This window comes from Cedecea neteri, from assembly GCF_000757825.1.
Lineage (GTDB): Bacteria > Pseudomonadota > Gammaproteobacteria > Enterobacterales > Enterobacteriaceae > Cedecea > Cedecea selenatireducens.
Window position 1 is genome coordinate 2,673,141 of sequence record NZ_CP009451.1, and the last position, 24,885, is coordinate 2,698,025.

Below are 24,885 nucleotides of genomic sequence, written 5' to 3' on the forward strand. Positions count from 1 at the left end.
GTTAACTGGGGCTGGTAATGCAAAGACGGTGCCAGGCCTTTTTTTTTGCCCCTCACCCCGGCCCTCTCCCCGAAGGGGCGAGGGAGAATTCTTTAAAGGAAAGGGAATGATTTATCCCCTCACCCTTGCAGGGAGAGGGTTCTCCAGTCCTGCTTTTTATCCCCTCACCCTTGCAGGGAGAGGGTTCTCCAGCCCTGCTTTTTATCCCCTCTCCCTCCCAGGGAGAGGGTTAGGGTGAGGGTAAAAAAATCCCGACACGAAAAGTCAAAGATGACGAAATGACACGTCACCCGTCATTTTTCCGCCAACCATTTAACGAAAAAGCATTTAAATACAATGAATTAAAAACATGGCACGAAATGTGCCTTACGGAGGGACAAGCATTAACAGAGTGAACAAAACATGAACATTTGGGAACTGAGCGAGAAAGCCGAGTATATCGCCGACAAGCACCAACGCCTGCTTTCGCAGTGGCATCATTACGGCAACACCCTGATTCAGGGGATCACCTTATCGAAAGCGAAGCTGCATCACGCCGTGGGCTGCAACCCGGACGAAAGCCTGCGCTTCTTCTTGTTTGACCACTTCGTCATTCAAATCAACCTCGCCGAAGGCTTTAACAGCCACACCATCGAGTACGCCATCGAACTGCGTGACGGCAGCGATAAAGTGCTGATTGCAAAGGCGACTATCGACGATGACGGGCTGATTGATAACGCCATCAGCAACCGCGACCGCGAGAAAGTGCTCGACCACTACCTGGAGCTTATCCGCCCGGTGTACGACAGCCTTTATCTGGCCGTGCAGCAAAACACCCCGCTGTCCATGACGCTGCTTCAGCAGTCCGCCGTGGCATGAAGAGATTTGGGGTGTCGAGAACTGTCGAACCGGCAGCTTTTCGGCATGTTTTCGTCAAAAATGACGATCGTCACCTGAGGAAGAGCTGGTGAACCGTTTTGTAATCGCTGACTCAAAATTGTGTATGGGCTGCCATACCTGCGAAGCGGCCTGCGCCGAGACGCACCGTCTGCACGGCCTGCAGTCCCTGCCGCGCCTGAAAGTCATGCGCAACCTGAATGAATCTGCGCCGCAGATGTGCCACCACTGCGAAGACGCACCCTGCGCCGGGGTTTGCCCGGTTAACGCTATTACCCGCGTGGACGGGGCCGTACAGCTGAATGAAAGTCTGTGCGTAAGCTGCAAACTTTGCGGTATTGCCTGCCCGTTCGGCGCCATTGAATTCTCCGGCAGCCGCCCGCTGCATATTCCCGCCAACGTTAACAGCCCGAAAGCGCCGCCTGCACCTCCGGCCCCGGCTCGCGTTAGCCCGCTGCTCGACTGGGTGCCCGGCGTTCGCGCTATCGCGGTCAAATGTGACCTGTGCAGCTTCGATGAAAGCGGCCCGGCCTGCGTTCGCACCTGCCCGACCAAGGCGCTGCGCCTTATCGACAACAAAGACATCGCCCAGGCCAGCAAACGTAAGCGTGAGCTGACGCTTGGTGCGTCGCTCGGCGACCTGACCCTGTTTACCCAGCCAGAGGCGAGAAAATGAATGCTTTTCTACTGATTCACTGGGCGCTTTTGGGGTTTGTCGTTAGCGCCGTGTTAGCCGGAGTTCTTGCCTTTTCTAAGCCAGTTAGCGGATTTTTCGCCGGCGTTGGCGGCGCAATCAGCTCCGTGCTTTTGCTGGTCGCGGGCGCTCAGGCGCTGCTGGGCTTTAACGGCGACGCGCAAATCTGGCACTGGCACCTTCAGCTTAACGCCTTTAACGGCGTCTGGCTGGTCACCGTGGCGCTCAGCGGCCTGTTCATCTCCCTGTTTAACTGCGCGTGGCATCGCCATCCTGAAATAAAAGCCAACGGCCTGCTGATTAATTTAATCCTGGCGGCTAGCGTTGCGGCGCTGGTGGCCGACAACTTCGTCACCCTGGTGGCGATGGCGGAAATCATCTCTCTGGCAGGCTACTTCCTGACCGGCTGCCAGAAGTCCGGGCAGCTGTGGTTTGCGCTGGGCCGCCTCGGCACCGCGCTGCTGGTCATCGCCTGCTGGCTGATGTGGCAGCGCTACGGCACCCTGGGCTACGGTGAATTGCGTCATCTTGTCGCCGGTGCGCCGCTGCCTACGCCGGTGCTGATCCTCGCGCTGCTCGGCTTTGGGCTGCTGGCCGGGATTATTCCGCTGCACGGCTGGGTGCCGCAGGCGCATGCGAATGCCTCTGCTCCGGCAGCCGCGCTGTTCTCCGCCGTGGTGTTGAAGATTGGCCTGTACGGCATCATGTGCTTCTCGCTTATCAGCAACGTTTTGCCGCTGTGGTGGGGCGTGCTGGTGGTGGTGGTTGGCATGATCACGGCGTTTATCGGCGGGCTTTACGCGCTGATGGAGCACAACATCAACCGCCTGCTGGCTTATCACTCCCTTGAAAACATCGGCATTATTTTGCTGGGCCTGGGCTGCGGCCTGATCGGTATCGCGCTGAATGAGCCGGTGCTGGTGGCGCTGGGCATGACCGGCGGCCTTTATCACCTGTTCAACCACAGCCTGTTTAAAACCACGCTGTTCCTCGGCGCTGGCGCGGTTTGGTTCCGTACCGGACACCGTGACATCGAGAAACTGGGCGGGATCGGTAAACGCATGCCGGTTATCTCGCTGGCGATGCTGGTCGGGCTGATGGCGATGGCCGCGTTGCCGCCGCTGAACGGCTTTGCCGGGGAATGGGTTATCTATCAGTCATTCTTCCGTCTCGGCAGCCTGCCGCTGTTTGTCGGCCGCTTTATCGGCCCGCTGCTGGCCGTTGGGCTGGCGATTACCGGCGCGCTGGCGGTGATGTGCATGGCGAAAGTTTATGGCGTCACTTTCCTGGGCGCGCCGCGTACCAAAGAAGCAGAAAACGCGAGCTCTGCGCCGTGGCTGATGAACGTGAGCGTAGCGTTACTGGCCGCGTGCTGCGTTGTGGCCGGTGTGGCTTCGCCGTGGCTGCTGCCTTTGCTTCAGCACGCCGTTCCGCTGCCGCTGCAAACGGCGCATACCGCTGTTTCTCAGCCAATGATGACGCTGCTGCTGGTCGCCTCTCCGCTGCTGCCGTTTATTTTGACGATCGTTTTCCGTGGCGAGCGCCTGCCAAACCGCTCTCGCGGCTCGGCATGGGTCTGCGGCTACGACCATGAACAGGCGATGGTGATCACCGCGACGGGCTTTGCCCAGCCGGTAAAAGCGGCGTTCGCGCCTTTGCTTAAGCTGCGCCACACCCTGAACCCTGGGAAATGGATGCCCGGCTGGCAGTGCGAGTGCCTGTCCGGCACGTTCCGCCGCCTGGCGATGGTTGAGCTGGCGGTCTTACTGGTGGCGATGGTTGCCTGAGGAACTGATATGACTACGTTTTTATTTGCCCTGATCCAGGCGCTGGCGCTGTTTTTTGCCGCGCCGCTGCTGTCCGGCATTACCCGCGTGACGCGAGCCCGCCTGCATAACCGCCGTGGCCCCGGCGTGCTGCAGGAATACCGGGATCTGTTCAAGCTGCTGGGTCGCCAGAGCGTGGCGCCCGCCGCGTCCGGCTGGGTTTTCCGCCTGATGCCGTTCGTGATGGTTGGCGTGATGCTGACCATCGCCACCGCGCTGCCTGTGGTGACTATTGCCTCGCCGCTGCCGTCATTAGGTGACCTGATCACCTTAATTTACCTGTTCGCCATCGCCCGCTTCTTCTTCGCCATCGCCGGGTTAGACACCGGCAGCCCGTTCACCGGGATTGGCGCGAGCCGCGAAGCGATGCTCGGCGTGCTGGTCGAGCCGATTCTGCTGCTTAGCCTGTGGGTGGCCGCTCAGGTTGCGGGCAGCACGCACATCAGCAATATCGCCGGGGCTATTCACGCCTGGCCGGTGGCGCAAAGCCTGACGCTGGGGCTGGCCTTCGTCGCCTGCGCTTTCGCGACCTTCATTGAAATGGGCAAGCTGCCGTTTGACCTTGCCGAAGCCGAACAGGAGCTGCAGGAAGGGCCACTGTCTGAATACAGCGGCGCGGGTTTTGCGGTGCTGAAGTGGGGTATTTCCCTCAAGCAGCTGGTTGTTCTGCAAATGTTTGTCGGCGTGTTCCTGCCGTGGGGGCAAATGAGCGCCTTTAGCTGGGGTGGACTTGTTCTCGCCGTAGCGCTGGCCGTCGTCAAGCTGGTGGTGGGCGTACTGATTATCGCGCTGTTTGAAAACAGCATGGCGCGCCTGCGGATGCTGGAAACCTCGCGCATTACCTGGGCCGGTTTTGGCTTTGCCTTTTTAGCCTTCGTCTCCTTGCTGGCGGCGTGATTTAAGAGAATTTATCGATGTCTGAAGAAAAAATTGGTCAACAGTATCTCGCCGCGCTGCATCAGCAATTCCCGAATGCCGTGCTCGACGAAGCCTGGCAGACGAAAGATCAAATCACCGTCACCGTGAAGCTCAACATGCTGCCGGACGTGGTGGAATGGCTTTACTACCAGCAGGGTGGCTGGCTTTCGGTGCTGTTTGGGAACGATGAACGCCAGCTGTGCGGCAGCTATGCGGTGTATTACGTGCTGTCGATGGAAAGCGGCGTGAAGTGCTGGATCACCGTGCGTGTGGAAGTAGACGCCGACAAACCGGAGTTCCCGTCCGTCACGCCTCGTGTGCCTGCCGCCGTTTGGGGCGAGCGCGAAGTCCGCGATATGTACGGCCTGCAGCCGGTTGGCTTGCCCGATGAACGCCGCCTGGTGCTGCCGGACGACTGGCCTGACGATCTCTATCCGCTGCGTAAAGACAGCATGGATTACCGCCAGCGCCCGGCGCCGACCACCGACAAAGAGACCTACGAGTTCATTAACGAACTGGGCACGAAAAAGAACAACGTGGTGCCGATTGGCCCGCTGCACGTCACTTCTGACGAACCGGGCCACTTCCGCCTGTTCGTCGATGGCGAAAACATTATCGACGCCGATTATCGCCTGTTCTACGTCCACCGCGGCATGGAGAAGCTGGCGGAAACCCGCATGGGCTACAACGAAGTCACCTTCCTGTCCGACCGCGTGTGCGGCATTTGCGGCTTCGCCCACAGCACCGCCTATACCACCTCGGTCGAAAACGCGATGGGGATTGTGGTCCCGGAGCGCGCGCAGATGATTCGCGCCATCCTGCTGGAGGTTGAGCGCCTGCACAGCCACCTGCTGAACCTCGGCCTGGCCTGTCACTTCGTGGGCTTCGACTCCGGCTTTATGCAGTTCTTCCGGGTGCGCGAAATGTCGATGAAGATGGCGGAGATCCTGACCGGGGCGCGTAAAACCTACGGCCTGAACCTGATCGGCGGCATCCGCCGCGACCTGCTGAAAGACGACATGATCCAGACCCGCCAGCTCGCCCAGCAGATGCGTCGGGAAGTGAAAGATCTGGTGGATATTCTGCTGAGCACGCCGAACATCGAGCAGCGCACCGTGGGCATTGGCCGCCTTGACCCGCAAATCGCCCGTGACTTCAGCAACGTCGGCCCAATGGTGCGCGCCAGCGGCCACGCCCGAGATACCCGCGCCGACCACCCGTTTGTGGGCTACGGCCTGCTGCCGATGGAAGTCCATAGCCTCGACGGCTGCGACGTGCTTTCCCGCCTGAAAGTACGCATCAACGAAGTCTTCACCGCGCTGAACATGATTGATTTTGGGCTGGATAACCTGCCGGGTGGCCCGCTCGCCGTGGATGGTTTTACCTACATTCCAAACCGCTTTGCGCTGGGCTTCTCGGAAGCGCCGCGCGGGGACGATATCCACTGGAGCATGACCGGCGACAACCAGAAGCTTTACCGCTGGCGCTGCCGGGCGGCGACCTACGCCAACTGGCCAACGCTGCGCTACATGCTGCGCGGCAACACGGTGTCGGACGCCCCGCTGATTATCGGCAGCCTTGACCCTTGCTACTCCTGCACCGACCGCATGACGGTGGTGGACGTGCGCAAGAAGAAAAGCCAGGTGGTGCCGTACAAAGAGCTGGAGCGCTACAGCATTGAGCGCACCAATTCGCCGCTGAAATAATTTTGATGCCTGGTCGGTGACTGACCCTCACCCCGGCCCTCTCCCTGGAAGGGAGAGGGGGAAAACCTGCTTCGATCTGTCCCCTCTCCCCTCAGGGGAGAGGGTTAGGGTGAGGGGTTGTTCTAAGACCAGGCAAACAAGGAAAACGCATGTTTAACTTCATCAAAAAAGCCATCAAGGGCGGCGTGGCAACCGAGTCTTATCCGCTCCAGCCCATTGCCGTGGACCCGAATTTTCGCGGCAAGCCCGAGCACAACCCGCAGCAGTGCATCGGCTGTGCCGCCTGCGTTAACGCCTGCCCGTCCAATGCGCTGAGCGTTGAGACCGATCTTGCCGCCGGGCAACTGCAGTGGAGCTTTAACCTCGGGCGCTGCATCTTCTGCGGGCGCTGCGAAGAGGTTTGCCCGACTGCCGCCATCAAGCTTTCGCAGCAGTACGAGCTGGCGGTATGGAATAAAGCCGACTTCCTGCAGCAGGCCAGCTTCCCGCTGTGCAACTGCCGCGAGTGTGGCCGTCCGTTCGCCGTGCAAAAAGAGATCGACTACGCCATTGCGCTGCTTGAGCACAACGGCGATTCCCGCGCGGAAAGCCGCCGTGGGGCATTTGAAACCTGCCCGGACTGCAAGCGCCAGCAAAGCCTGGTGTCGTCCGACCGGATCGACTTTAGCCGTCAGATGAGAGAGGCCAGCTAATGAGTAACCTACTGGGGCCGCGCGACCACAATGGCATTCCGGTGCCGATGACGGTGGACGAATCTATCGCCAGCATGAAGGCGTCGCTGCTGAAAAACATCAAACGCTCCGCCTACGTTTATCGCGTGGACTGCGGCGGCTGTAACGGCTGTGAAATCGAGATTTTCGCTACGCTTTCGCCGCTGTTCGATGCAGAACGTTTTGGCATTAAAGTTGTTCCGTCACCGCGCCATGCCGATATTTTGCTGTTTACCGGCGCGGTAACCCGCGCGATGCGCTCTCCGGCGCTGCGTGCCTGGGAATCGGCACCCGATCCTAAAATCTGTATCTCGTACGGCGCCTGCGGCAACAGCGGTGGGATTTTCCACGACCTTTACTGCGTGTGGGGCGGCACCGACAAAATCGTACCGGTCGACGTTTACATCCCTGGCTGCCCGCCAACCCCAGCCGCCACGCTGTACGGCTTCGCGATGGCGCTTGGCCTGCTGGAGCAAAAAATTCACGCCCGCCCGGCAAGCGAGCTGGACGTAGAACCGGCAAAAATCCTGCATCCGGATATGGTGCAGCCGCTGCGCGTGCGCATCGATCGCGCCGCTCGCCGCCTGGCGGGCTACCGCTATGGTCGCCAGATTGCCGACAGCTACATGACTAACCTGACGGCCGGAGGCGATGCTGTTCAGCAATGGCTGAGCGCGGAAAACGACCCACGCCTGACGGAAATCGTCACTAACCTTGAGCATCTGGTTCATCAGGAGCGCGCGTAATGAGCGAGTCGGTGGTGTTCTGTCAGCTCAGCCGCAAGTTTGTCGACGAGAACGACAACACCCCGGCTGACGCCCAGCAGGTGGTCTACTACAGCCTGGCGATTGGCCACCATTTGGGGGTGATCGACTGCCTGAAAGAGAGCCTGGTTTGCCCGCTTGAAGCTTATCAGGCGTGGATAGCTACGCTTGAGGCCGACGGCGAGGCCCGGCGCAAAATGAACGGCGTGCCGCGCTACGGTGAAATCGTTATCGACCAGAACCACGTGGTGATGCTGGCCCGCGCGTTTGATGCCGCTAAGCCGACGCAAACGGCTGAACAGCAGGGCTGGAGCCAGGCGCTGCTCGACATGCTGCAGGCCATTCAACAAGAACCCGCCATCTACCTGATGGTAAGGAGACGCTATGACTAAGGTACTGCTTTGCGTAGGCAACAGCATGATGGGTGACGACGGGGCTGGCCCGCTGCTGGCCGAGAAGTGTCAGGCTTCTCCGCAGGGCGACTGGGTGGTGATCGACGGCGGCAGCGCGCCGGAAAACGACGTGGTTGCTATTCGCGAACTGCACCCGGAACTGCTGCTGATTGTCGATGCCACCGACATGATGCTCAATCCCGGCGAGATCCGCGTCATCGACCCGGACGACATCGCCGAGATGTTTATGATGACCACCCACAACATGCCGCTTAATTATCTGGTCGATCAGCTTCAAGAGGATGTCGGCGAAGTGGTGTTCCTCGGCATTCAGCCGGATATCGTCGGTTTTTACTATCCGATGACGGAGGCGGTGAAAGCGGCAGTGGAGCAGGTTTACCAGCGGCTGGCGACGTGGTCCGGTTACGGTGGGTATGCCCAGCTGACGGCGGAAGAAACAGAAGGTCTGTAAGTCACTAATGACATCGTCATTAGTGTCGATGTCATCTACTTTTATTGATCCTTTCAATTCAATGCATTGAAATTATTGGTTTTTAATTTCTGGCACGGTTTGTGAATAAGCCCCTGCGATAACACACTTATTGCAGGAGTTTATGATGAACCGCTTCATCATTGCCGATTCGAGCAAATGCATCGGCTGTCGCACTTGTGAGGTGGCCTGCGTCGTCTCCCACCAGGAGAACCAGGACTGCTCGGCGCTGACCCCACAAACTTTCTTGCCGCGCATTCACGTCATCAAAGGCGTGAACGTATCTACGGCCACCATGTGCCGCCAGTGCGAGGACGCGCCCTGCGCGAACGTCTGCCCTAACGGCGCCATCAGCCGGGACCAGGGCTTTGTGCACGTGATGCAGGAACGCTGCATCGGCTGCAAAACCTGCGTCGTCGCCTGCCCTTATGGCGCGATGGAGGTCGTCGTGCGGCCGGTGATCCGCAACAGCGGTGCCGGGCTGAACGTGATGGCGGAAAAAGCCGAGGCCAACAAATGTGACCTTTGCTACCACCGCGAGGCTGGCCCGGCCTGTCTGGAAGCCTGTCCGACCAACGCCATTCTGTGCGTTGACCGTAACCGGCTGGAACAAATGAGCGCGGAAAAACGTCGCCGCGCCGCGTTAGATGCCCCTGCGGCCCTGACCTTCTAATCCCTATGCATTTCAACTTTTAACAGGTCTGTTACTGATGAAAAAAATTACCAGCGTCTGCCCTTACTGTGGCGCAGGCTGCAAACTGAAACTGGTCGTCGAGAACAACAAAATCATTCGCGCCGAAGCGGCCGAGGGCGTGACTAACCAAAACGAACTCTGCCTGAAAGGCTACTACGGCTGGGATTTTCTTAACGACACCAAGCTGCTGACCCCTCGTCTTACGCAGCCGATGATCCGCTACGAGAAGGGCGGCAAGCTGCAGCCTGTCAGCTGGGAAGAGGCGATTAGCTATACCGCTGCGCGCCTGAAGGCGATCAAAGAGCAGTTTGGCCCACGCGCCATTATGACCACCGGTTCCTCGCGCGGAACGGGGAACGAAACCAACTTCGTGATGCAGAAATTCGCCCGCGCGGTACTGAATACTAACAACGTCGACTGCTGCGCCCGCGTGTGCCATGGCCCTTCCGTTGCCGGGCTGCAGGCGACGCTGGGTAACGGGGCGATGAGCAACTCCATCGGCGATATCGAAAACTCCAAATGCCTGCTGGTGGTGGGCTACAACTGCGCCGACTCGCATCCTATCGTGGCGCGCCGGGTAATTAAGGCCAAAAGCAACGGCGCCAAAATTATCGTCTGCGATCCGCGCCGCATTGAAACCGCCCGCATTGCCGACCAGCATCTGCAAATCAAAAACGGCTGCAACATGGCGCTGGTAAACGCCTTTGGCTACGTGCTGCTGGAAGAGCAGCTGTACGACAAAGAGTACGTCGCCAAATATGCCGAAGGGCTGGATGCCTACCGCGAAACCGTGAAGGGGTATGCGCCAGAGGACGTCGAGCACCTGACCGGCATTCCCGCGCAGCAGGTTCGCCAGGCGATGCGTACATTTGCGGCGGCCCCTTCTGCCACCATCATGTGGGGCATGGGCGTGACCCAGTTTGGCCAGGCTGTAGACGTGGTTAAAGGACTGTCCAGCCTGGCGCTGCTCACCGGCAATCTGGGCCGCGAAAACGTCGGCGTTGGTCCGGTACGCGGACAGAACAACGTGCAGGGCGCCTGCGATATGGGCGTGCTGCCTAACCAGTTCCCCGGCTACCAGGATGTGGTCGATCCCGAGGTTCGCGCGAAGTTTGCCAAAGCCTGGGGCATCGACCCGGCGGTGATGGATGACAAAGTTGGCGTGCGTATTACCGAAGTGCCGCACCTGGCGATAGAGGGCAAGGTTAAAGCCTATTACATCATGGGCGAGGATCCGCTCCAGACCGAAGCGGACCTGGGCCTGGTGCGCAAAGGGTTTGAGGCGCTCGACTTCGTGGTGGTGCAGGACATCTTCATGACTAAAACGGCCGAAGTGGCGGACGTGCTGCTGCCGGCGACCTCATGGGGCGAGCACGGCGGCGTCTTTACCTGCGCCGACCGGGGCTTCCAGCGTTTTGAAAAAGCGATTGAGCCGAAGTACAACGTGAAGCGCGACTGGGAAATCATCAGCCTGCTTTCGACGGCGATGGGCTACCCGATGCGCTACGAAAACAACCAGCAAATCTGGGATGAGCTGCGCGAACTGTGCCCGCTGTTTTACGGCGTAACCTACGAAAAAATGGGCGATATGGGGCACGTGCAGTGGCCCTGCCCGACGCTCGATCATCCCGGCACGCCGTATCTCTACAAGGGGAGCAAATTCGACACGCCGACAGGCAAAGGTCAGCTGTTTGCCGCCGCATGGCGCGCGCCAGCCGAAGTTCCCGACGACAGCTACCCGCTGGTGCTTTGCACCGTGCGTGAGGTCGGGCATTACTCCTGCCGCTCGATGACCGGCAACTGTGCCGCGCTGCAAACTCTCGCCGACGAGCCCGGCTTTGTGCAAATCAACCCGCTGGATGCGGATGCGTTAGGTATTAAAGACCGGCAGATGGTTTGGGTAAGTTCGCGTCGCGGCAAGGTTATCAGCCGAGCCGACGTGAGCGATCGCATTAACAAAGGCTCCGTCTACATGACCTATCAGTGGTGGATTGGCGCCTGTAACGAACTGACGCAGGATAATCTCGACCCGATCTCCAAAACGCCGGAAACCAAGTATTGCGCGGTGAAGGTTAGCGCGATTGAGGATCAGGCCTGGGCCGAGAACTACGCGCAAACGACCTACAACAGCATGAAGGCGCGGCTGCGCGAGGCGGTGGAAGCGTGATTTTTACCCTCACCCCGGCCCTCTCCCTCGAAGGGATAGGGGGAAGATCTGAGTCTGATGTCTCTCCTCGTTCAGAAATGGGAGAAGCTGTGGTTGAACTCGATCTGTCCCCTCGCCCCTATGGGGAGAGGGTTAGGGTGAGGGGCACCGTACTCCGCATTCGCGGCAAAGTGCAGGGCGTTGGCTTTCGCCCGTTTGTCTGGCAAATCGCACAGCGCCTTAAGCTGGTGGGCGACGTCTGCAACGACGGCGAAGGTGTTGTGGTTCGCCTGGAGGCCAGCCCGGAAGCGTTTCTGGGCGAGCTTTACGCACATTGCCCGCCGCTGGCTCGCATCGACAGCGTGGTGCAGCAGCCCATGACCTGGGACGTTTTGCCTGCGGACTTTAGCATTCGCCACAGCGGCAGCGGCGCGATGGACACCCAAATCGTGCCGGATGCCGCCACCTGCCCCGAATGCCTGCGTGAGCTGAACGATCCCGCCGACCGCAGATACCGCTACCCGTTTATCAATTGCACCCACTGTGGGCCGCGCTTCACCATCATCCGCGCGATGCCTTATGACCGTCCGTCCACGGTGATGGCGGCGTTTCCGCTCTGTAAGGCTTGCGATGAGGAATATCGCAACCCGATGGACAGGCGTTTTCACGCTCAGCCGGTAGCCTGCCCGGACTGCGGGCCGCAGATTTTCTGGCAGCAGGGAGAGCAACGACTCGAGGGCGAGCTGGCGCTTGCACAGGCCGTTGCCGCGCTGCACGAGGGCAAAATCGTTGCGGTGAAAGGCCTCGGCGGTTTTCATCTTGCCGTGGATGCCCGTAACGATGCCGCCGTTGAACGCCTCCGGGCGCGTAAGCAGCGGCCTGCCAAACCGCTGGCGGTGATGATTGCTACGACCGAAGGGCTGCCCGAGCAGGCCGTGGCGCTGCTTTCAACTCCCGCTGCGCCGGTAGTGCTGGTGGCAAGCAACTGCCTGCATGGGCTGAGCGCTGCCGTAGCGCCGGGGCGGAATGAAATCGGCGTGATGTTGCCCGCCAATCCCCTCCAGCACCTGCTGGCGCAGGACTTCGGCGGCCCGCTGGTGATGACCTCCGGAAACCTGAACGGCAGACCGCCAGCTGTTGATAATGCCCAGGCTCTTCAGGATCTTGAGGCTATTGCCGACGGCTTTCTGCTGCATAACCGCGACATTCTTCAGCGCATGGACGACTCCGTTGTGCGCCCCAGCGGCGAAATGCTGCGTCGTGCACGGGGCTTTGTGCCCGATGCACTGCCTTTGCCTGCGGGCTTTAAAGACCTGCCGCCGATTCTGGCGCTGGGCGGCGATCTTAAAAATACCTTCTGCCTGGTTCGCGGCGGGCAGGCGGTGCTCAGCCAGCACCTTGGCGATCTGGCTCAGGAAGGCGTGGAGGCTCAATGGCAGCGTTCGCTGGCGCTGATGAGCGAGATCTACGGCTTTACAGCTGAACATGTCGCGCTCGACGCTCACCCCGGCTACTGCAGCTCGCAGCTGGGGCGTGAAATGGCGCTGCCGGTCAGCGAAGTGCTGCATCACCACGCCCACGCGGCGGCCTGCCTGGCCGAACACGGCTGGCCGCTGAACGGCGGCAAGGTGATTGCCCTCGCGCTGGACGGCATTGGCTATGGTGAGGACGGCAAGATTTGGGGCGGGGAATGCCTGCTGGTGAATTACCGCCGCTGCGTACACCTTGGCGGACTGCCTGCCGTGGCTCTACCGGGTGGCGATTTGGCGGCCGTGCAGCCGTGGCGCAACCTGCTGGCGCAATGCGAGGCGTTTGTGCCCGGCTGGCAGCGCTATCCCGAAACGGAAGCTATCAGGGCGCAGAACTGGCAGCCGCTGGCTAGAGCCGTGTCACGCGGGGTTAACGCTCCGTTGGCCTCTTCTTGCGGACGTCTGTTTGATGCGGTTGCCGCCGCGCTTAACTGCGCGCCCTGGCAGCAAAGCTACGAAGGCGAAGCCGCCTGCCGCCTTGAGGTGCTGGCGCTGGAGGCGGGCCCCTGTTCGCATCCGGTCACGCTGCCGTTGGTGAACGGTCATCTCGATTTCGCGGCGTTCTGGCGGCAGTGGTTTGGCTGGCAGGTCGAGGACGGCGCGCGGGCCTGGGCCTTCCACGATGCGCTGGCGAAAGGGCTTGCTGAGCTGGTTCGCCATCATGCGTTGCTGACCGGCGTAACCAACGTGGCCTGTTGTGGCGGCGTGCTGCACAACCGTCTGCTGCGCGAGCGTCTCGCGTTCTACCTCTCCGATTTTAAAACTCTCTTCCCGATGCGGCTTCCGGCCGGCGACGGGGCGCTTTCCCTGGGGCAGGCAGTGGTTGCCGCTGCCCGCTATTTGAATCACCACAAGGATAAAAAAGATGTTAATGCGTGTTCTTCGTGACAATCCACGAGCCGGCCTGCTGCTGGCGATTTTAGTGGCGGCCAACTTTGCCGCATGGGCCTGGGCTCTGGTGGCGTTTAACCACAGCTCGGCGCTGATGGCGGCAAGCCTGCTGGCCTGGTGCTATGGCCTGCGCCACGCGGTAGATGCCGATCATATTGCCGCGATTGATAACGTGACCCGCAAAATGATGCAGCAGGGAAAGCGCCCGTTTGGCGTGGGGGCCTGGTTCTCGCTGGGCCACTCCAGCATTGTGATTCTGGCTTCTGTCGCCATTGCGGCCACGGCGGCGGCTTTCCAGCAAAAAATGGACTGGTTCCACGACGTTGGCGGCGTTATCGGCACCGCCGTTTCTGCCTGCTTCCTGCTGGCGATGGCGCTGGTGAACCTCGTTATTTTACGCGGCGTGTGGCGCAACTTCCGCCAGCTTAAACGCGGCGAGCCGCTGGCGGCAGACGCGACGGAAATGACCGGCGGCGGCATGATGAGCTGGCTGTTTAACTCCGTTTTCCGCCTGATCGGCAAAAGCTGGCACATGTATCTGGTCGGTTTCCTGTTCGGCCTGGGCTTTGATACCGCCACCGAAATCGGCGTGCTGGGCATTTCTGCCGCCAGCGCGTCCAGCGGGATGTCTATCTGGTCGATTCTGGTGTTCCCGGCGCTGTTTGCCAGCGGCATGGCGCTGGTGGATACCCTCGACAACGTGATTATGGTTGGCGCTTACGGCTGGGCCTTCAACAAGCCGCAGCGCAAGCTTTACTACAACATGACGATTACCGGCACTTCTGTGGTGGTGGCGTTGTTTATCGGCGGCCTCGAGGCGCTGGGCCTGCTGGCGGACAAGTTCGGGCTTGAGGACGGTATCTGGTCGTGGGTTGGCGCGCTCAACGATAACCTCGGCAACGCAGGATTTGTCGTCGTCGGGCTGTTTATCGCCTGCTGGGGAATTTCGATGCTGAACTACCGCTGGAAAGGGTACGACGCTTTAGTGGTGAGATAAAAAAACGGGGCCTTGAGCCCCGTTTTCTATTGCTGCTCGTTACCCGGCTTCCGCCCAGGCTCGCTCAATCTCTTCGGCCAGGATTTTCACCCCCGCCTCAATTTTTTCTGGCTCCGGCACATAGTTCATGCGCATGCACTGGTGAGTGTGCGGCCACGGCTTATCCAGGCCTGGGAAGAAGTAATCGCCCGGCACCATCAGCACGCCGCGCTTTTTCAGGCGCTGGTACAGCAGTTCGGTGGTGATAGGCAGGTCTTTAAACCACAGCCACAGGAAGATAGCGCCTTCCGGTTTGTGAATCAGGCAGCGCTCCGGCGACAGGTAGCGGCGAATAACGGCGATAGTTTCATGCACGCGCTGGTAGTAGAACGGCTTGATAACCGTCTCGGACAGGCGCAGCAGATCGTTACGCTTAATCATTTCGCAGGCCATAGCCGGGCCAATCCCGCCCGGCGCCAGGCTGATAATGCCGTTCATGTTGCCGATCGCGGAGATGATTTTCTCGTTCGCGATAATGATTCCGCAGCGGCTGCCCGGCAGGCCGAGCTTGGACAGGCTCATGCACAGGATGATGTTCGGGTTCCACAGCGGGCGGGCTTCGCTAAAGATAATGCCGGGGAACGGTACGCCGTAAGCGTTATCGATAACCAGCGGAATACCGTGCTGGTTGGCCAGCGCGTCCAGCTTCATTAGCTCTTCATCGGTTATCACGTTGCCGGTCGGGTTAGTCGGGCGTGATACGCAAATCATGCCGGTATCTTCGCCGATATGCAGATGTTCGAAGTCAACGTGGTACTTAAACTGGCCTTCTGGCAGCAGTTCGATGTTCGGGCGAGTGGAGACAAACAGATCTTCTTCAAGCCCGGCATCCGCGTAGCCGATGTACTCCGGCGCCAGCGGGAAAAGCACCTTTTTGGTGCGGCCATCCGCATGACGTCCGGCGAAAAGGTTAAACAAGTAGAAAAACGCGCTCTGACTGCCGTTGGTTAGTGCAATATTCTGTGGTTCGATGTCCCAACCCAGTTCATCGCGCAGCATTCCGGCAAGCAATTTTAGCAGTTCACTTTTCCCCTGCGGACCGTCGTAGTTGCATAGCGTGTCGGTCAGTTTGCCGCTGGCCAGCATCTCGGAAAGCAGCTGCTGGAAGTAGTCGTTCATCGCCGGGATTTGCGCAGGGTTACCGCCGCCAAGCATGATGGCGCCGGGCGTGCGCAGGCCGTCGTTGAGATCCTCCATCAGGCGGGTAATGCCTGCATGGCGGGTAAATTTGTCGCCGAAAAGTGAAAACGTCATAACGTGGGTCTGCTGAATGCTTTTGAAAAGAGGCTAACCATAGCGCTACAAATAACGCCGTGCAAACCCGGTAAGCCTGGCCACTGTTGGTGAATATGCTGTGGGATTCGTGCTGTGTAGCAGGATATGTTGAATGGCGGCGGCATCATTGATGCTGGCTCATATGATATTTTCTATGGGAAAACGGATGAAGTTCCGTTCACCTTGAGATCTGCTTCCCCTGCACTTTCAGCGCACGGTGAACGTGTCCGGGGGATAACGCCATCCCCCGAACAGCCCCGGCGCCCGGCGAGCTCATCGCCGCTAAAGCGGTAAACCCACCGGCTATCACCCAAACATTCGTGGTCGTTCCCGATTCGTTCCCGACGATCGCTCTCTTTCGCTGCTCCCGGCAGCTCAACCCCGCCTGAGTTGGGTCATAACCGGGGGCGATGAGAGCCGGGAACAAGGGAGTGGCTGTAAGTCTTGAAGCGACAGTGATGTTCAGCGTGGCTGGGAACAAAAAGCGAGGCACGGTTCCGGCTTAAATCGCCTCCGTTTTCTCTCCGACTGGCCAGGGTCCGGACGTCGGGAACGGCCGGAGGCTGAGAGCGTCTGGAACGCATCTCAGCCGACCCAGGACTGGGAGATAAAACGGAGGTCTGCCGCTTTAGCGGTCGATTTATTTGGCCGGGAGTCCGGGGTCTCGGGGAAGTGACGGTGACTTCCCCGAGTCGTTCACCGGTTCGGTGGTGACATATGAAACCGAACTGGAAGTGAACGGAACCTTAGCCGAACTTAAATAGTCGATATGACGACTATCGATTCCCCGCCCACACCACCATCACCTTGTCATTGCCGCTGACCCGGCTAAAGGCATAGCCCTGTTTGACGCTTAACGTCGTTTGTTTTCCTGCGCCGATGGCCTGATGGCGGGCGCGGAACTGGCCCAGCGTCTGCCAGTGGGCAAGCGTTGCGGCCTGCTTGCTTGTGGCGTCCGGCCAGTTCATGTCCGAGCGGGTGCCCTGCAGCGGGTCAGACCCCGTTGGGCCAAACGGTCTTTGCGTTTCATCGCCGTAGAAAATCTGTACCGCGCCTGGCGTGAGCAACAGCAGCTCCGCCGCTTTTTGTCCCCCTTCCCGGAACAGGCGGGTGTCGTGGGAGGACAGGTAGCTCAGCACGTTGAAGTGCTGGAGTTTGTCCGACATTTGTTGCCATGTGGGGGCAATCGTGGCCAGGCATTCCACCGCTTTGGCCGCCTGCTCCTGGTAGTCGAAGTTGATCATCGCGTCGAAGCCGTTCGCGTAGTAATCGCTTTTCATCACGCCGTGGCCCCAGGCTTCGCCCGTCATCCAGAACGGTGCATCATCGATTTTTTTGTCCGGGTTGGCCTGCTTCCATTCGGCTAATGCCGCACTGGACTGCATTTTTAATTGCTGCCAGGCCGCTTTTTCAACGTGTTTTGCGGTATCTACCCTGAAACCATCAATGCCATAGTCACGTACCCATTGGCTAAGCCAGTGGCTCAGGTAGTCGCGAACGGTGTAGCCAGGTATCACCTTCGCGGCGGTATCGGGCTTGTGGCGGTAAAATATCGGGAGTTCTGCCGGAGCGGTCGCTTCGGTTTTCAAATCGGGCAAGAAGGCGAGCGACATAGTTAAGTCGTCGAAGCCAGGGTTGTCGTAATCGCCAATGTCCGTTCTGATCCAGGCCTTGCCCCACCACTTATCCCACGCGGCTTTGTCGCTAAAGTTGATGTAGTCGTTAAAGCTGTGCCAGCTTTGGCCCGCCGCTGGCTTCCAGTCAGTCCAGCGCTCGCCGAGCGTTTTCCTGAGTTCCTCCCCTTTGAGATACAGCGCGCCAAACTGGTACTCCTGCATGTCGGCGAGCGTCGCATAGCCTGTGTGGTTCATGACAACGTCAAACAGAATGCGGATCCCGCGCCTGTGGGCTTCATCCACCAGTTTGCGGAGCTCGGCTTCGTTACCCATGTTGGCGTCAAGCTTCGTCCAGTCCAGGGTGTAGTAACCGTGGTAGGCGTAGTGTGGGAAGTCGCCTTTGGTGCCGCCGCCCACCCAGCCGTGAATTTGCTCCAGCGGGGAGCTTATCCAGAGCGTGTTAACACCAAGCTGCTGCAGGTAATCCAGCCTGCTGGTGAGCCCCGCGAGGTCGCCTCCGTGGAAGGTGCCTATCTCCTGCATTCCGTCTTTGTGGCGGCCATAGCTGCTGTCGTTTGCAGGGTTGCCGTTTTCAAAACGATCGGTCAGAACGAAGTAGACCGTCGCATTGTGCCAGCTAAACGGCGCTGGTTTTTCTACGGCTGCGGATTCCAGCAGCAATAAACCGTCGCTTCCGGCGGCAGGCATCAGCGTGATATGGCCTTGCTCAACTTTTGCCGTGCCTCCGCTGTAGAAATCACGCACCAGTGAACCTTCCGGGAAAGTACTGCTAACGTCGACGGTGAGTGGCTTTCCATCCCATTTAGGGCACTGCGCCACCGTCTGTTGAGGCTGGCTGCTGGCCTCGGGCTTAATGCTGAGCATCAGCGTGGGGGTACCGCTGCGGGTATCTATCTGTGCCTGGTATTCTCCGGCTCGGAAAAGTCGCCACGCAGGCGCATCGCCTGAGCACGGCCTGAGTGAAAGAGCCTGATTAAGCTTGATGGTTTCTGCAGGCTGCCAGCATTGGTTATCTAGCTTCAGATTAAGCGGCAGCGAGCCTTTGGCCAGATGAGCGGTGCTGATGAACTGGCCCGGACCCGTTTCCTGAAAAGCAGGAAGTCCCGGTGCGGTCCAGCCTGCGTAAGCGAGGTAAGGCGTGAGTAAAAGACAGAGAGAGAACCGTTTCATACGCATCATCCTGTGGGGATTTATTGCGCAGTTTGCCACCGTTCAGACGGAGGGCGCTCATCCTGCGCCTACGTTATGCAGGGTGGAGCCGCAAGGGTGAGTGACGGCGTTAACGTTTTTATTTATTCGTCAGCCAGTGGCCGAAGTGCGCGGTCAGCGTATTGCGGGTGGCCAGTAGCTCATCGATCGTTTTGGTGAGCCTGGCGTTCAGGGTTTCACACTGCTCAAAACTGTAGTGGTTATCTGCCTGAAGGTTTGCCAGCTTTTCGTGTAGCTGGGTGACTTCCTCTTCCGCTTTGTAGCGCGCCTCCTGCTGGGTTTTTATCAGCTCGTCCGCGGCTTCCAGGCGCTGATACAGCTCGTTTTTTTCGCGTTGGTGAGTCTCCGCCAGCCCGGACCCGGACTCTTTCTGGCGGTTTAGCAGGCTTTTAAGCTCGTCAATTTCCCGCTGCATCACGCTGCGTACCAGGGCTGATTCTTTGAGGTGCATTTCCTGGCTGATATTCAGCGCTTTCTGGAGTTCTGCGACCTGTTTTTCATACCTGTGCAGGCGGGTGGTGGTTTCTGCTGTGTCGCCCTGAGCGGAACGCTGCTGGGCTTCACGCAACTGGGCAAGCAGGCTGGCAGAGAGAGATTCTGCGTCTTTCAGGCGACGGAGGGTTTCCGGCGAGTCCTGGTAAACCGTTTTGGTCTGCGGCGGTTTTTCACTGATGCGAACAAGATTAACGTTGACTAATGCCGCGCTAACCTCGGCCTGAATCTGCTCTTTGTTATGCGATTTCATGCGGTTGCATGCGCTGGCCAGGAAGCTGGCGGCTTCGTTGGCATTCGCCGTCGCAAAGGCTTTTTTTATCAGGTTCTGCACCAGGCTCATGTTGCCAGTTTTCCTGTATCAAATGTTATTTGAGCGCCTTAACCCCGGTTGCACCTCTGCCAGGTTATTGCCGCCGCCACCTTAAAAATATAACCAATAATCTCACTCTCTAAACGCGGGAACAGCCCTCAGCAGTTCATTTTTTTCCTGCATCATGAACTGTGATTAACTCCCGAATTTTACAATACTTTTTATCACTATAAGAAGTTCATAGGTGACATTGTTTCGGAATAGTACTATTTCTAAAGGTGCTCTGAGCGGTTAATTTTGATATAATTCGCACCTATTTTTCTAAAACCTTTTAAAAAATAAGGCACTGGAAACGATCGATCCGACCAGGAGAGCTAATGATATCACCCCCATTCCGACGATTCGGGGCCGCGATACTCATGCTGCTGACCGTGGGCTTTTCAAGTCACGCGTTCGCCAGTAAACATGAGCCTAAATCGCACAGCAAGGCCCATATAACGAAAGTAAGCAGTAAAAAAGCGGTAAGTAGTAAGCTGGCAAGTAGTAAAAAAGAGTATTCTCGCAATAGTGAAAATGGTTCGCTTCCTGATTTGCGAAAATACCCTTCCGGGACACCAAGGAAAAAAGCGTTTCTCCGGACGGTCATGCCATATATTACCCGCCAAAATGCAGTGATAACTGCCGATCGTAACTGGTTGATTTCAAAACAGTACGAGAAGCGTTGGTCGCCGAGTGAGCGCACACGCCTGAAAGAAATCACCCAGCGGTATAAGGTAGCATGGCGCGGCAACACCAACCGCGTGCCGTGGAACACCCTGCTGGAGAAAGTCGACATTATCCCTACCAATATGGTGGCGACGATGGCGGCGGCGGAAAGCGGCTGGGGGACTTCTAAGCTTGCCCGCAGCAACAACAACCTGTTTGGCATGAAGTGTACCAGGCGCCACTGCAACAGCGAGCCGGGCAAGGTCAAAGGCTACCTGCATTACGGTTCTGTGAATGAAGGCGTTAATGCGTACGTGGCGAATCTGAATACCCATCCGGCCTATTCTTCATTCCGTAAAGAGCGCGCTAAGCTGCGTAAAGCGGATCAGGAAGTGACGGCCAACAATATGATCCATAAGCTGAAAGGGTATTCAACCCGAGGCTCCAGCTATAATAATTTCCTGTTCGCGATGTATCAGAGTAACCAGCGTTTCATGCTGCCGAATTAATTTTCATTGTCTGAATGAAATTAAACAATGCCCTCTTCGGAGGGCATTGTTATTTATGGCTTTAAACTAAAATTTCGCTAAATCTATCGCGATGCTCTTTTGGCGTGGCGTCGTACTCTTTTTTAAATACCGAATAGAAATATTGCAAAGACGGGTAGCCACACATCTGTGATATTTCATTGATAGATAAAGACGTTGAGATAAGCAGGCTTCTTGCCTTTTCCAGTTTCTCCGCATGAATCACCGCGTGAATCGTCTCTCCCACTTCTTCCTTAAAACGTTTCTCCAGGTTTGAGCGCGAGATCCCCACCGCATCCAGCACCTGTTCGACTTTTATGCCTTTGCAGGCGTGATTGCGAATGTAGTGCATGGCCTGGATCACCGCCGGGTCATGCAGCGAGCGATAATCCGTAGAGCTGCGCTCCACAACCCTGACCGGCGGCACCAGCACGCGCTGCAGCGGCAGGTTTTCGTGGTCCAGCAGGCGGTGCAGCAGTTTGGCGGCCTGATAGCCCATCTGGCGCGTGCCCTGCGCCACCGACGAAAGCGCCACCCGCGATAAATAGCGGGTCAGTTCCTCGTTATCGATGCCGATCACGCACAGCTTTTCCGGGACGGGAATATGCAGATGCTCGCAGACCTGCAGCAGGTGGCGGGCTCGAGCGTCCGTTACCGCAATAATACCGGTTTGCGGCGGCAGCGTTTGTACCCAGTCGGCGAGGCGATTCTGTGCGTGCTGCCAGTTCTCTGGCGCCGTTTCGATGCCCTGATAAACCACGCCCCGGTACTTCTCCTTCGCAACCAGCTGTCGAAAAGCGTGCTCGCGCTCTGTGGCCCAACGCTTGCCGCTCGAGCCGGGAAGCCCATAGAAAGCAAAGCGCTGGACGCCTTTCTCTTTCAGGTGCAGAAAAGCGCTTTCTACCAGCGCATGGTTGTCGGTGGCGATATAGTGGACCGGCGGATAATGCTCCGGCGAGTGGTAGGAGCCACCAACGCCCACAATCGGGACTTCGGCGCCTTCCAGAAGGCGTTCAATTTCCCGATCGTCAAAATCGGCAATCACGCCGTCGCCCAGCCACTCTTTGATGTTATCGATGCGGGCGCGAAAGTCTTCTTCGATAAAAATGTCCCACTCCGATTGAGACGCCTGCAAATATTCCCCCACGCCTTCGACCACCTGCCGGTCATAGACTTTATTGGCGTTGAATAACAGCGTGATGCGATGACGTTTCTCAAACATGCTGATAGTTTCCCGTAGCTAGCCAGATGCCTGAATACCACAGCCGCGTGCCAGCCGGGGAACGTCGCCCCGGCATTGTGACCGTTTGCACGTTTTGCGCCGCTTGCGCATCAGGCCCGGCGTTTGGTCGCGGAATCCATCCATACCGCCAGCAGCAAAATGGCCCCTTTCACGATGTACTGCCAGAAGGTGGGCACGTCCATCATGCTCATGCCGTTGTCCAAAGAGGCCATAATAAACGCCCCCATGACCGCCCCGGCGACGCTGCCGATGCCGCCCGCCAGGCTGGTTCCACCGATGACGCAGGCGGCAATGGCATCCAGTTCGGCGATATTACCGGCGGAAGGTGAACCCGCGCCGAGGCGTGAGCTTAGGATCAGCCCGGCAATCGCCACCATCAGGCCGTTTATCGCAAATACCGCCAGCTTGGTGCGTTCAACGTTTATCCCCGACAGCCGCGCCGCGTCGATATTGCCGCCGATGGCGTAAATACGGCGACCAAACGCGGTGCGGGTGGCCATAAACATCCCGGCGAGCAGCAGCAGAGCAAGGAGCAGCACCGGCGTCGGAACGCCGCGATAATCGTTCAGCAGCCAGATTGCACCGAGCACGACCACGGCGGTGATCGCCTGACGGCCAACAACGCCGCCCGATGCCGGCGCAGCAAGGCCGAGCGCCTGGCGGCGTATGCGAAGCCGCCACTGCCAGGCAATAAAGGCCATCAGCCCCAGCACGCCCACGGTGAAGCCGATGCCGCCTGACAGATAGCTTTGCCCGATTTGCGACATTGCGCTGCTGGTCGGCGACACCGTGGTGCCATTGGTAATGCCGATAAGAATGCCGCGAAACGCCAGCATGCCCGCGAGCGTGACGATAAACGACGGGACCTTGCGATAGGCAACCCACCATCCGTTCCACGCTCCGAGGACCAGACCCAGGGCCAGCGTGACGACAATCGTGAGCGGCAATGGCCAGCCAAGCCAGACGTCAAAAATGGCCGCCACGCCGCCGAGCAGCCCCATCATTGAGCCCACCGAGAGGTCGATTTCGGCCGAGATAATGACAAACACCATGCCGACGGCCAGGATGCCGGTAATCGCCGTTTGCCGCAGCAGGTTAGACACGTTGCGGGCGCTCAAATAAGCCCCCTCCGTCTGCCAGGTAAAGAACAGCATGATGACGGCAATAGCGGCAATCATGACAAAAACCTGCAGATTCAGCGATTTTAGCGCCCCAGGCAAGGCCCGGCCTGGTGGCGTCAGTTTCAGTTCAGACAAATTGCTTTTCGACATGGGGGTCACTCCTCAGGGCGGCTTCCATGACCTTTTCCTGGGTCAGATTGTGGTTAATCAAATCGGCTTTAATGCGGCCCTCATGCATGACCAGCACGCGGTCGCTCAGGCCGAGCACTTCCGGTAATTCAGAGGAGATGACAATGACGGCAATCCCCTGCTGCACCAGCTGATTAATAAGTTTGTAGATTTCGTACTTCGCGCCTATGTCGATGCCTCGCGTGGGTTCATCGAGTATCAGAATGCGTGGATTAAGCAGCAGACAGCGGGCAAGAATAGCTTTTTGCTGATTCCCACCGCTGAGGCGGCCAATGGCCAGGTCAGGCGATGAGGTTTTAACCTTCAGACGCTTGAGCGACTGCAGCATGCAGTTTTGCTCCTGAGCCTCGTCCAGGCTGCTCAATACCCCAGAGAACTGACTTAATGCGGCAAGGGTGATGTTTTGCCCCACGGCCATCACCGGCACGATGCCGTCTTTTTTACGATCTTCCGGCACCATAGCAATGCCATGGGCAATCGCTTGCTGGCAGGTATTGATATGCACTTGCTGACCGTCGATATAGACTCTGCCCTCCCAGCGGCCTGGCCAGACGCCAAACAGGCACTGAACCGCCTCGGTTCTTCCGGCCCCGACCAGCCCGGCAATACCCAGAATTTCCCCTTTGCGTAGGGAAAAAGAGGCATCGTTTACACGCTTAATGTGTCTGTTGACCGGGTGCCATGCGGTCAGTTGCTCCACGCGCAGGATCTCGTCGCCGGTTTGGTGCGGCTCGTTAGGGTAAAGCGCCGTCAGTTCCCGCCCTACCATCATCGTAATGATGTCGTCCTCGCTCATCTGCTTAGCTTCACGAGTACCGATGGGCTGCCCGTCGCGAATAACGCAGATGGTGTCTGAAATGGCTTTTACTTCATTGAGCTTGTGGGAAATATAAATACAGGCGATGCCGTGAGCCTGCAGGTCGCGAATAATCCCGAGCAGCACGGCGGTTTCCTGTTCGGTGAGCGAAGCGGTGGGTTCGTCCAGAATCAGCAGCCTGACCTGCTTGTTCAGCGCCTTGGCGATCTCCACCAGTTGCTGCTGACCAAGACCTAAATCCCCCACGCGCGTATCCGGGGAAAGAGACAGGTTCACCTGGGCAAGCAGCTTCTGGCAGCGAAGCGTCATGGTGTCGAAGTCGAGCAGGCCGCGATGCGTAATCTCTGCCCCCAGGAAAATGTTTTCCAGAACCGTAAGATGCTTAACCAGCGCCAGTTCCTGATGAATGATGGCGATCCCTTTTCGCTCGGTGTCGCGAATATGGCCTGCCTGCAGCAGCTCTCCCGCAAACCAGATTTCACCGTCGTAACTGCCGTGGGGGTAAATACCGCACAGCACTTTCATTAGCGTGGATTTGCCCGAGCCGTTTTCGCCACACAGCGACATCACTTCCCCGGCTTCAAGAGTCAGGCTCACGTTATCCACGGCTTTCACCGTGCCAAAGGCTTTGGTGATGTTTTTCATTTCCAACAAATGAGGCATAAGCTCTCCTCCGGTTGAGCGA

Annotated in this window: 20 protein-coding genes; 14 read left to right on the forward strand and 6 right to left on the reverse strand. The window is 58.3% G+C overall.

The window, feature by feature from the left end; genetic code table 11:
• Positions 1-402 precede the first annotated feature (402 nt).
• The 13 genes from hycA (at position 403) to JT31_RS12420 (ending at position 14,633) form a co-directional block, all read left to right on the forward strand.
• Positions 403-858, forward strand: coding sequence for a formate hydrogenlyase regulator HycA (gene hycA, locus JT31_RS12360; protein ID WP_038477373.1), 456 nt, complete (start codon positions 403-405; stop codon positions 856-858).
• A gap of 88 nt (positions 859-946) precedes the next feature.
• Positions 947-1,552 (forward strand): 4Fe-4S dicluster domain-containing protein, encoded by a 606-nt coding sequence (locus JT31_RS12365; protein ID WP_038477376.1) that lies wholly within the window; start codon positions 947-949, stop codon positions 1,550-1,552.
• Complete coding sequence (hycC, locus tag JT31_RS12370) at positions 1,549-3,357, forward strand: formate hydrogenlyase subunit 3 (protein ID WP_038477379.1); 1,809 nt, start codon at positions 1,549-1,551, stop codon at positions 3,355-3,357. Before JT31_RS12365 ends, hycC begins: the two co-directional genes overlap by 4 nt.
• 9 nt (positions 3,358-3,366) lie before the next feature.
• Positions 3,367-4,293 carry a respiratory chain complex I subunit 1 family protein gene (locus JT31_RS12375; protein WP_038477382.1) on the forward strand — a complete coding sequence of 309 codons (927 nt, stop codon included), beginning with the start codon at positions 3,367-3,369 and terminating at the stop codon, positions 4,291-4,293.
• A gap of 17 nt (positions 4,294-4,310) precedes the next feature.
• On the forward strand, positions 4,311-6,020 hold the full coding sequence (locus JT31_RS12380; RefSeq protein WP_038477385.1) for an NADH-quinone oxidoreductase subunit C: 1,710 nt from the start codon (positions 4,311-4,313) through the stop codon (positions 6,018-6,020).
• Positions 6,021-6,169: 149 nt separating this feature from the next.
• Positions 6,170-6,712, forward strand: coding sequence for a formate hydrogenlyase complex iron-sulfur subunit (locus JT31_RS12385; protein ID WP_038477388.1), 543 nt, complete (start codon positions 6,170-6,172; stop codon positions 6,710-6,712).
• The gene (locus JT31_RS12390; RefSeq protein WP_038477391.1) at positions 6,712-7,476 is read left to right on the forward strand and encodes an NADH-quinone oxidoreductase subunit B family protein; all 765 of its coding nucleotides are present in this window, start codon (positions 6,712-6,714) and stop codon (positions 7,474-7,476) included. Before JT31_RS12385 ends, JT31_RS12390 begins: the two co-directional genes overlap by 1 nt.
• Complete coding sequence (locus JT31_RS12395) at positions 7,476-7,886, forward strand: formate hydrogenlyase maturation HycH family protein (RefSeq protein ID WP_038477394.1); 411 nt, start codon at positions 7,476-7,478, stop codon at positions 7,884-7,886. Before JT31_RS12390 ends, JT31_RS12395 begins: the two co-directional genes overlap by 1 nt.
• Positions 7,879-8,358 (forward strand): hydrogenase maturation peptidase HycI, encoded by a 480-nt coding sequence (gene hycI / locus JT31_RS12400; protein ID WP_038477397.1) that lies wholly within the window; start codon positions 7,879-7,881, stop codon positions 8,356-8,358. The genes JT31_RS12395 and hycI overlap by 8 nt, the downstream gene beginning before the upstream one ends.
• A gap of 145 nt (positions 8,359-8,503) precedes the next feature.
• On the forward strand, positions 8,504-9,049 hold the full coding sequence (gene hydN / locus JT31_RS12405; protein WP_008457677.1) for an electron transport protein HydN: 546 nt from the start codon (positions 8,504-8,506) through the stop codon (positions 9,047-9,049).
• A gap of 37 nt (positions 9,050-9,086) precedes the next feature.
• A complete protein-coding gene (fdhF, locus tag JT31_RS12410; RefSeq protein WP_038477401.1) occupies positions 9,087-11,237 on the forward strand; it encodes a formate dehydrogenase subunit alpha in 2,151 nt (716 codons plus the stop codon).
• A gap of 137 nt (positions 11,238-11,374) precedes the next feature.
• Positions 11,375-13,633, forward strand: a complete 2,259-nt coding sequence (gene hypF, locus JT31_RS12415; protein ID WP_038477404.1) for a carbamoyltransferase HypF — start codon at positions 11,375-11,377, stop codon at positions 13,631-13,633.
• Positions 13,611-14,633 (forward strand): HoxN/HupN/NixA family nickel/cobalt transporter, encoded by a 1,023-nt coding sequence (locus tag JT31_RS12420; protein ID WP_038477407.1) that lies wholly within the window; start codon positions 13,611-13,613, stop codon positions 14,631-14,633. The genes hypF and JT31_RS12420 overlap by 23 nt, the downstream gene beginning before the upstream one ends.
• Positions 14,634-14,672: 39 nt before the next feature.
• Here the strand turns inward: JT31_RS12420 and avtA are convergent, their stop codons facing one another.
• The 3 genes from avtA to JT31_RS12440 form a co-directional block, all read right to left on the reverse strand.
• Positions 14,673-15,926, reverse strand: coding sequence for a valine--pyruvate transaminase (gene avtA, locus JT31_RS12425; protein WP_038477409.1), 1,254 nt, complete (start codon positions 15,924-15,926; stop codon positions 14,673-14,675).
• Positions 15,927-16,723: 797 nt separating this feature from the next.
• A complete protein-coding gene (locus JT31_RS12435; protein ID WP_038477415.1) occupies positions 16,724-18,754 on the reverse strand; it encodes an alpha-amylase in 2,031 nt (676 codons plus the stop codon).
• Positions 18,755-18,872: 118 nt separating this feature from the next.
• Positions 18,873-19,628: a hypothetical protein gene (locus JT31_RS12440; protein ID WP_038477418.1), complete on the reverse strand. Its 756-nt coding sequence runs from the start codon at positions 19,626-19,628 to the stop codon at positions 18,873-18,875.
• 347 nt (positions 19,629-19,975) lie between these two features.
• Between JT31_RS12440 and JT31_RS12445 the strand changes: the two genes are divergently transcribed.
• On the forward strand, positions 19,976-20,812 hold the full coding sequence (locus tag JT31_RS12445; RefSeq protein WP_038477421.1) for a protein bax: 837 nt from the start codon (positions 19,976-19,978) through the stop codon (positions 20,810-20,812).
• A gap of 61 nt (positions 20,813-20,873) precedes the next feature.
• On the opposite strand, the gene xylR is transcribed toward JT31_RS12445, so the two are convergent.
• The 3 genes from xylR to JT31_RS12460 form a co-directional block, all read right to left on the reverse strand.
• Positions 20,874-22,052, reverse strand: coding sequence for a D-xylose utilization transcriptional activator XylR (gene xylR / locus JT31_RS12450; RefSeq protein ID WP_038477424.1), 1,179 nt, complete (start codon positions 22,050-22,052; stop codon positions 20,874-20,876).
• Positions 22,053-22,162: 110 nt separating this feature from the next.
• Positions 22,163-23,344, reverse strand: a complete 1,182-nt coding sequence (xylH, locus tag JT31_RS12455; RefSeq protein ID WP_038477427.1) for a xylose ABC transporter permease XylH — start codon at positions 23,342-23,344, stop codon at positions 22,163-22,165.
• Positions 23,322-24,863, reverse strand: coding sequence for a xylose ABC transporter ATP-binding protein (locus JT31_RS12460; RefSeq protein WP_038477430.1), 1,542 nt, complete (start codon positions 24,861-24,863; stop codon positions 23,322-23,324). The genes xylH and JT31_RS12460 overlap by 23 nt, the downstream gene beginning before the upstream one ends.
• Positions 24,864-24,885 lie beyond the last annotated feature (22 nt).

Bases quoted from the DNA above. Each gene is read 5' to 3' on its own strand.
- hycA (WP_038477373.1), top strand. From the start codon at position 403: ATGAACATTTGGGAACTGAGCGAGAAAGCCGAGTATATCGCCGACAAG.
- hycC (WP_038477379.1), top strand. From the start codon at position 1,549: ATGAATGCTTTTCTACTGATTCACTGGGCGCTTTTGGGGTTTGTCGTT.
- JT31_RS12375 (WP_038477382.1), top strand. From the start codon at position 3,367: ATGACTACGTTTTTATTTGCCCTGATCCAGGCGCTGGCGCTGTTTTTT.
- JT31_RS12380 (WP_038477385.1), top strand. From the start codon at position 4,311: ATGTCTGAAGAAAAAATTGGTCAACAGTATCTCGCCGCGCTGCATCAG.
- JT31_RS12385 (WP_038477388.1), top strand. From the start codon at position 6,170: ATGTTTAACTTCATCAAAAAAGCCATCAAGGGCGGCGTGGCAACCGAG.
- JT31_RS12390 (WP_038477391.1), top strand. From the start codon at position 6,712: ATGAGTAACCTACTGGGGCCGCGCGACCACAATGGCATTCCGGTGCCG.
- JT31_RS12395 (WP_038477394.1), top strand. From the start codon at position 7,476: ATGAGCGAGTCGGTGGTGTTCTGTCAGCTCAGCCGCAAGTTTGTCGAC.
- hycI (WP_038477397.1), top strand. From the start codon at position 7,879: ATGACTAAGGTACTGCTTTGCGTAGGCAACAGCATGATGGGTGACGAC.
- hydN (WP_008457677.1), top strand. From the start codon at position 8,504: ATGAACCGCTTCATCATTGCCGATTCGAGCAAATGCATCGGCTGTCGC.
- fdhF (WP_038477401.1), top strand. From the start codon at position 9,087: ATGAAAAAAATTACCAGCGTCTGCCCTTACTGTGGCGCAGGCTGCAAA.
- JT31_RS12420 (WP_038477407.1), top strand. From the start codon at position 13,611: ATGTTAATGCGTGTTCTTCGTGACAATCCACGAGCCGGCCTGCTGCTG.
- avtA (WP_038477409.1), bottom strand. From the start codon at position 15,926: ATGACGTTTTCACTTTTCGGCGACAAATTTACCCGCCATGCAGGCATT.
- JT31_RS12435 (WP_038477415.1), bottom strand. From the start codon at position 18,754: ATGAAACGGTTCTCTCTCTGTCTTTTACTCACGCCTTACCTCGCTTAC.
- JT31_RS12440 (WP_038477418.1), bottom strand. From the start codon at position 19,628: ATGAGCCTGGTGCAGAACCTGATAAAAAAAGCCTTTGCGACGGCGAAT.
- JT31_RS12445 (WP_038477421.1), top strand. From the start codon at position 19,976: ATGATATCACCCCCATTCCGACGATTCGGGGCCGCGATACTCATGCTG.
- xylR (WP_038477424.1), bottom strand. From the start codon at position 22,052: ATGTTTGAGAAACGTCATCGCATCACGCTGTTATTCAACGCCAATAAA.
- xylH (WP_038477427.1), bottom strand. From the start codon at position 23,344: ATGTCGAAAAGCAATTTGTCTGAACTGAAACTGACGCCACCAGGCCGG.
- JT31_RS12460 (WP_038477430.1), bottom strand. From the start codon at position 24,863: ATGCCTCATTTGTTGGAAATGAAAAACATCACCAAAGCCTTTGGCACG.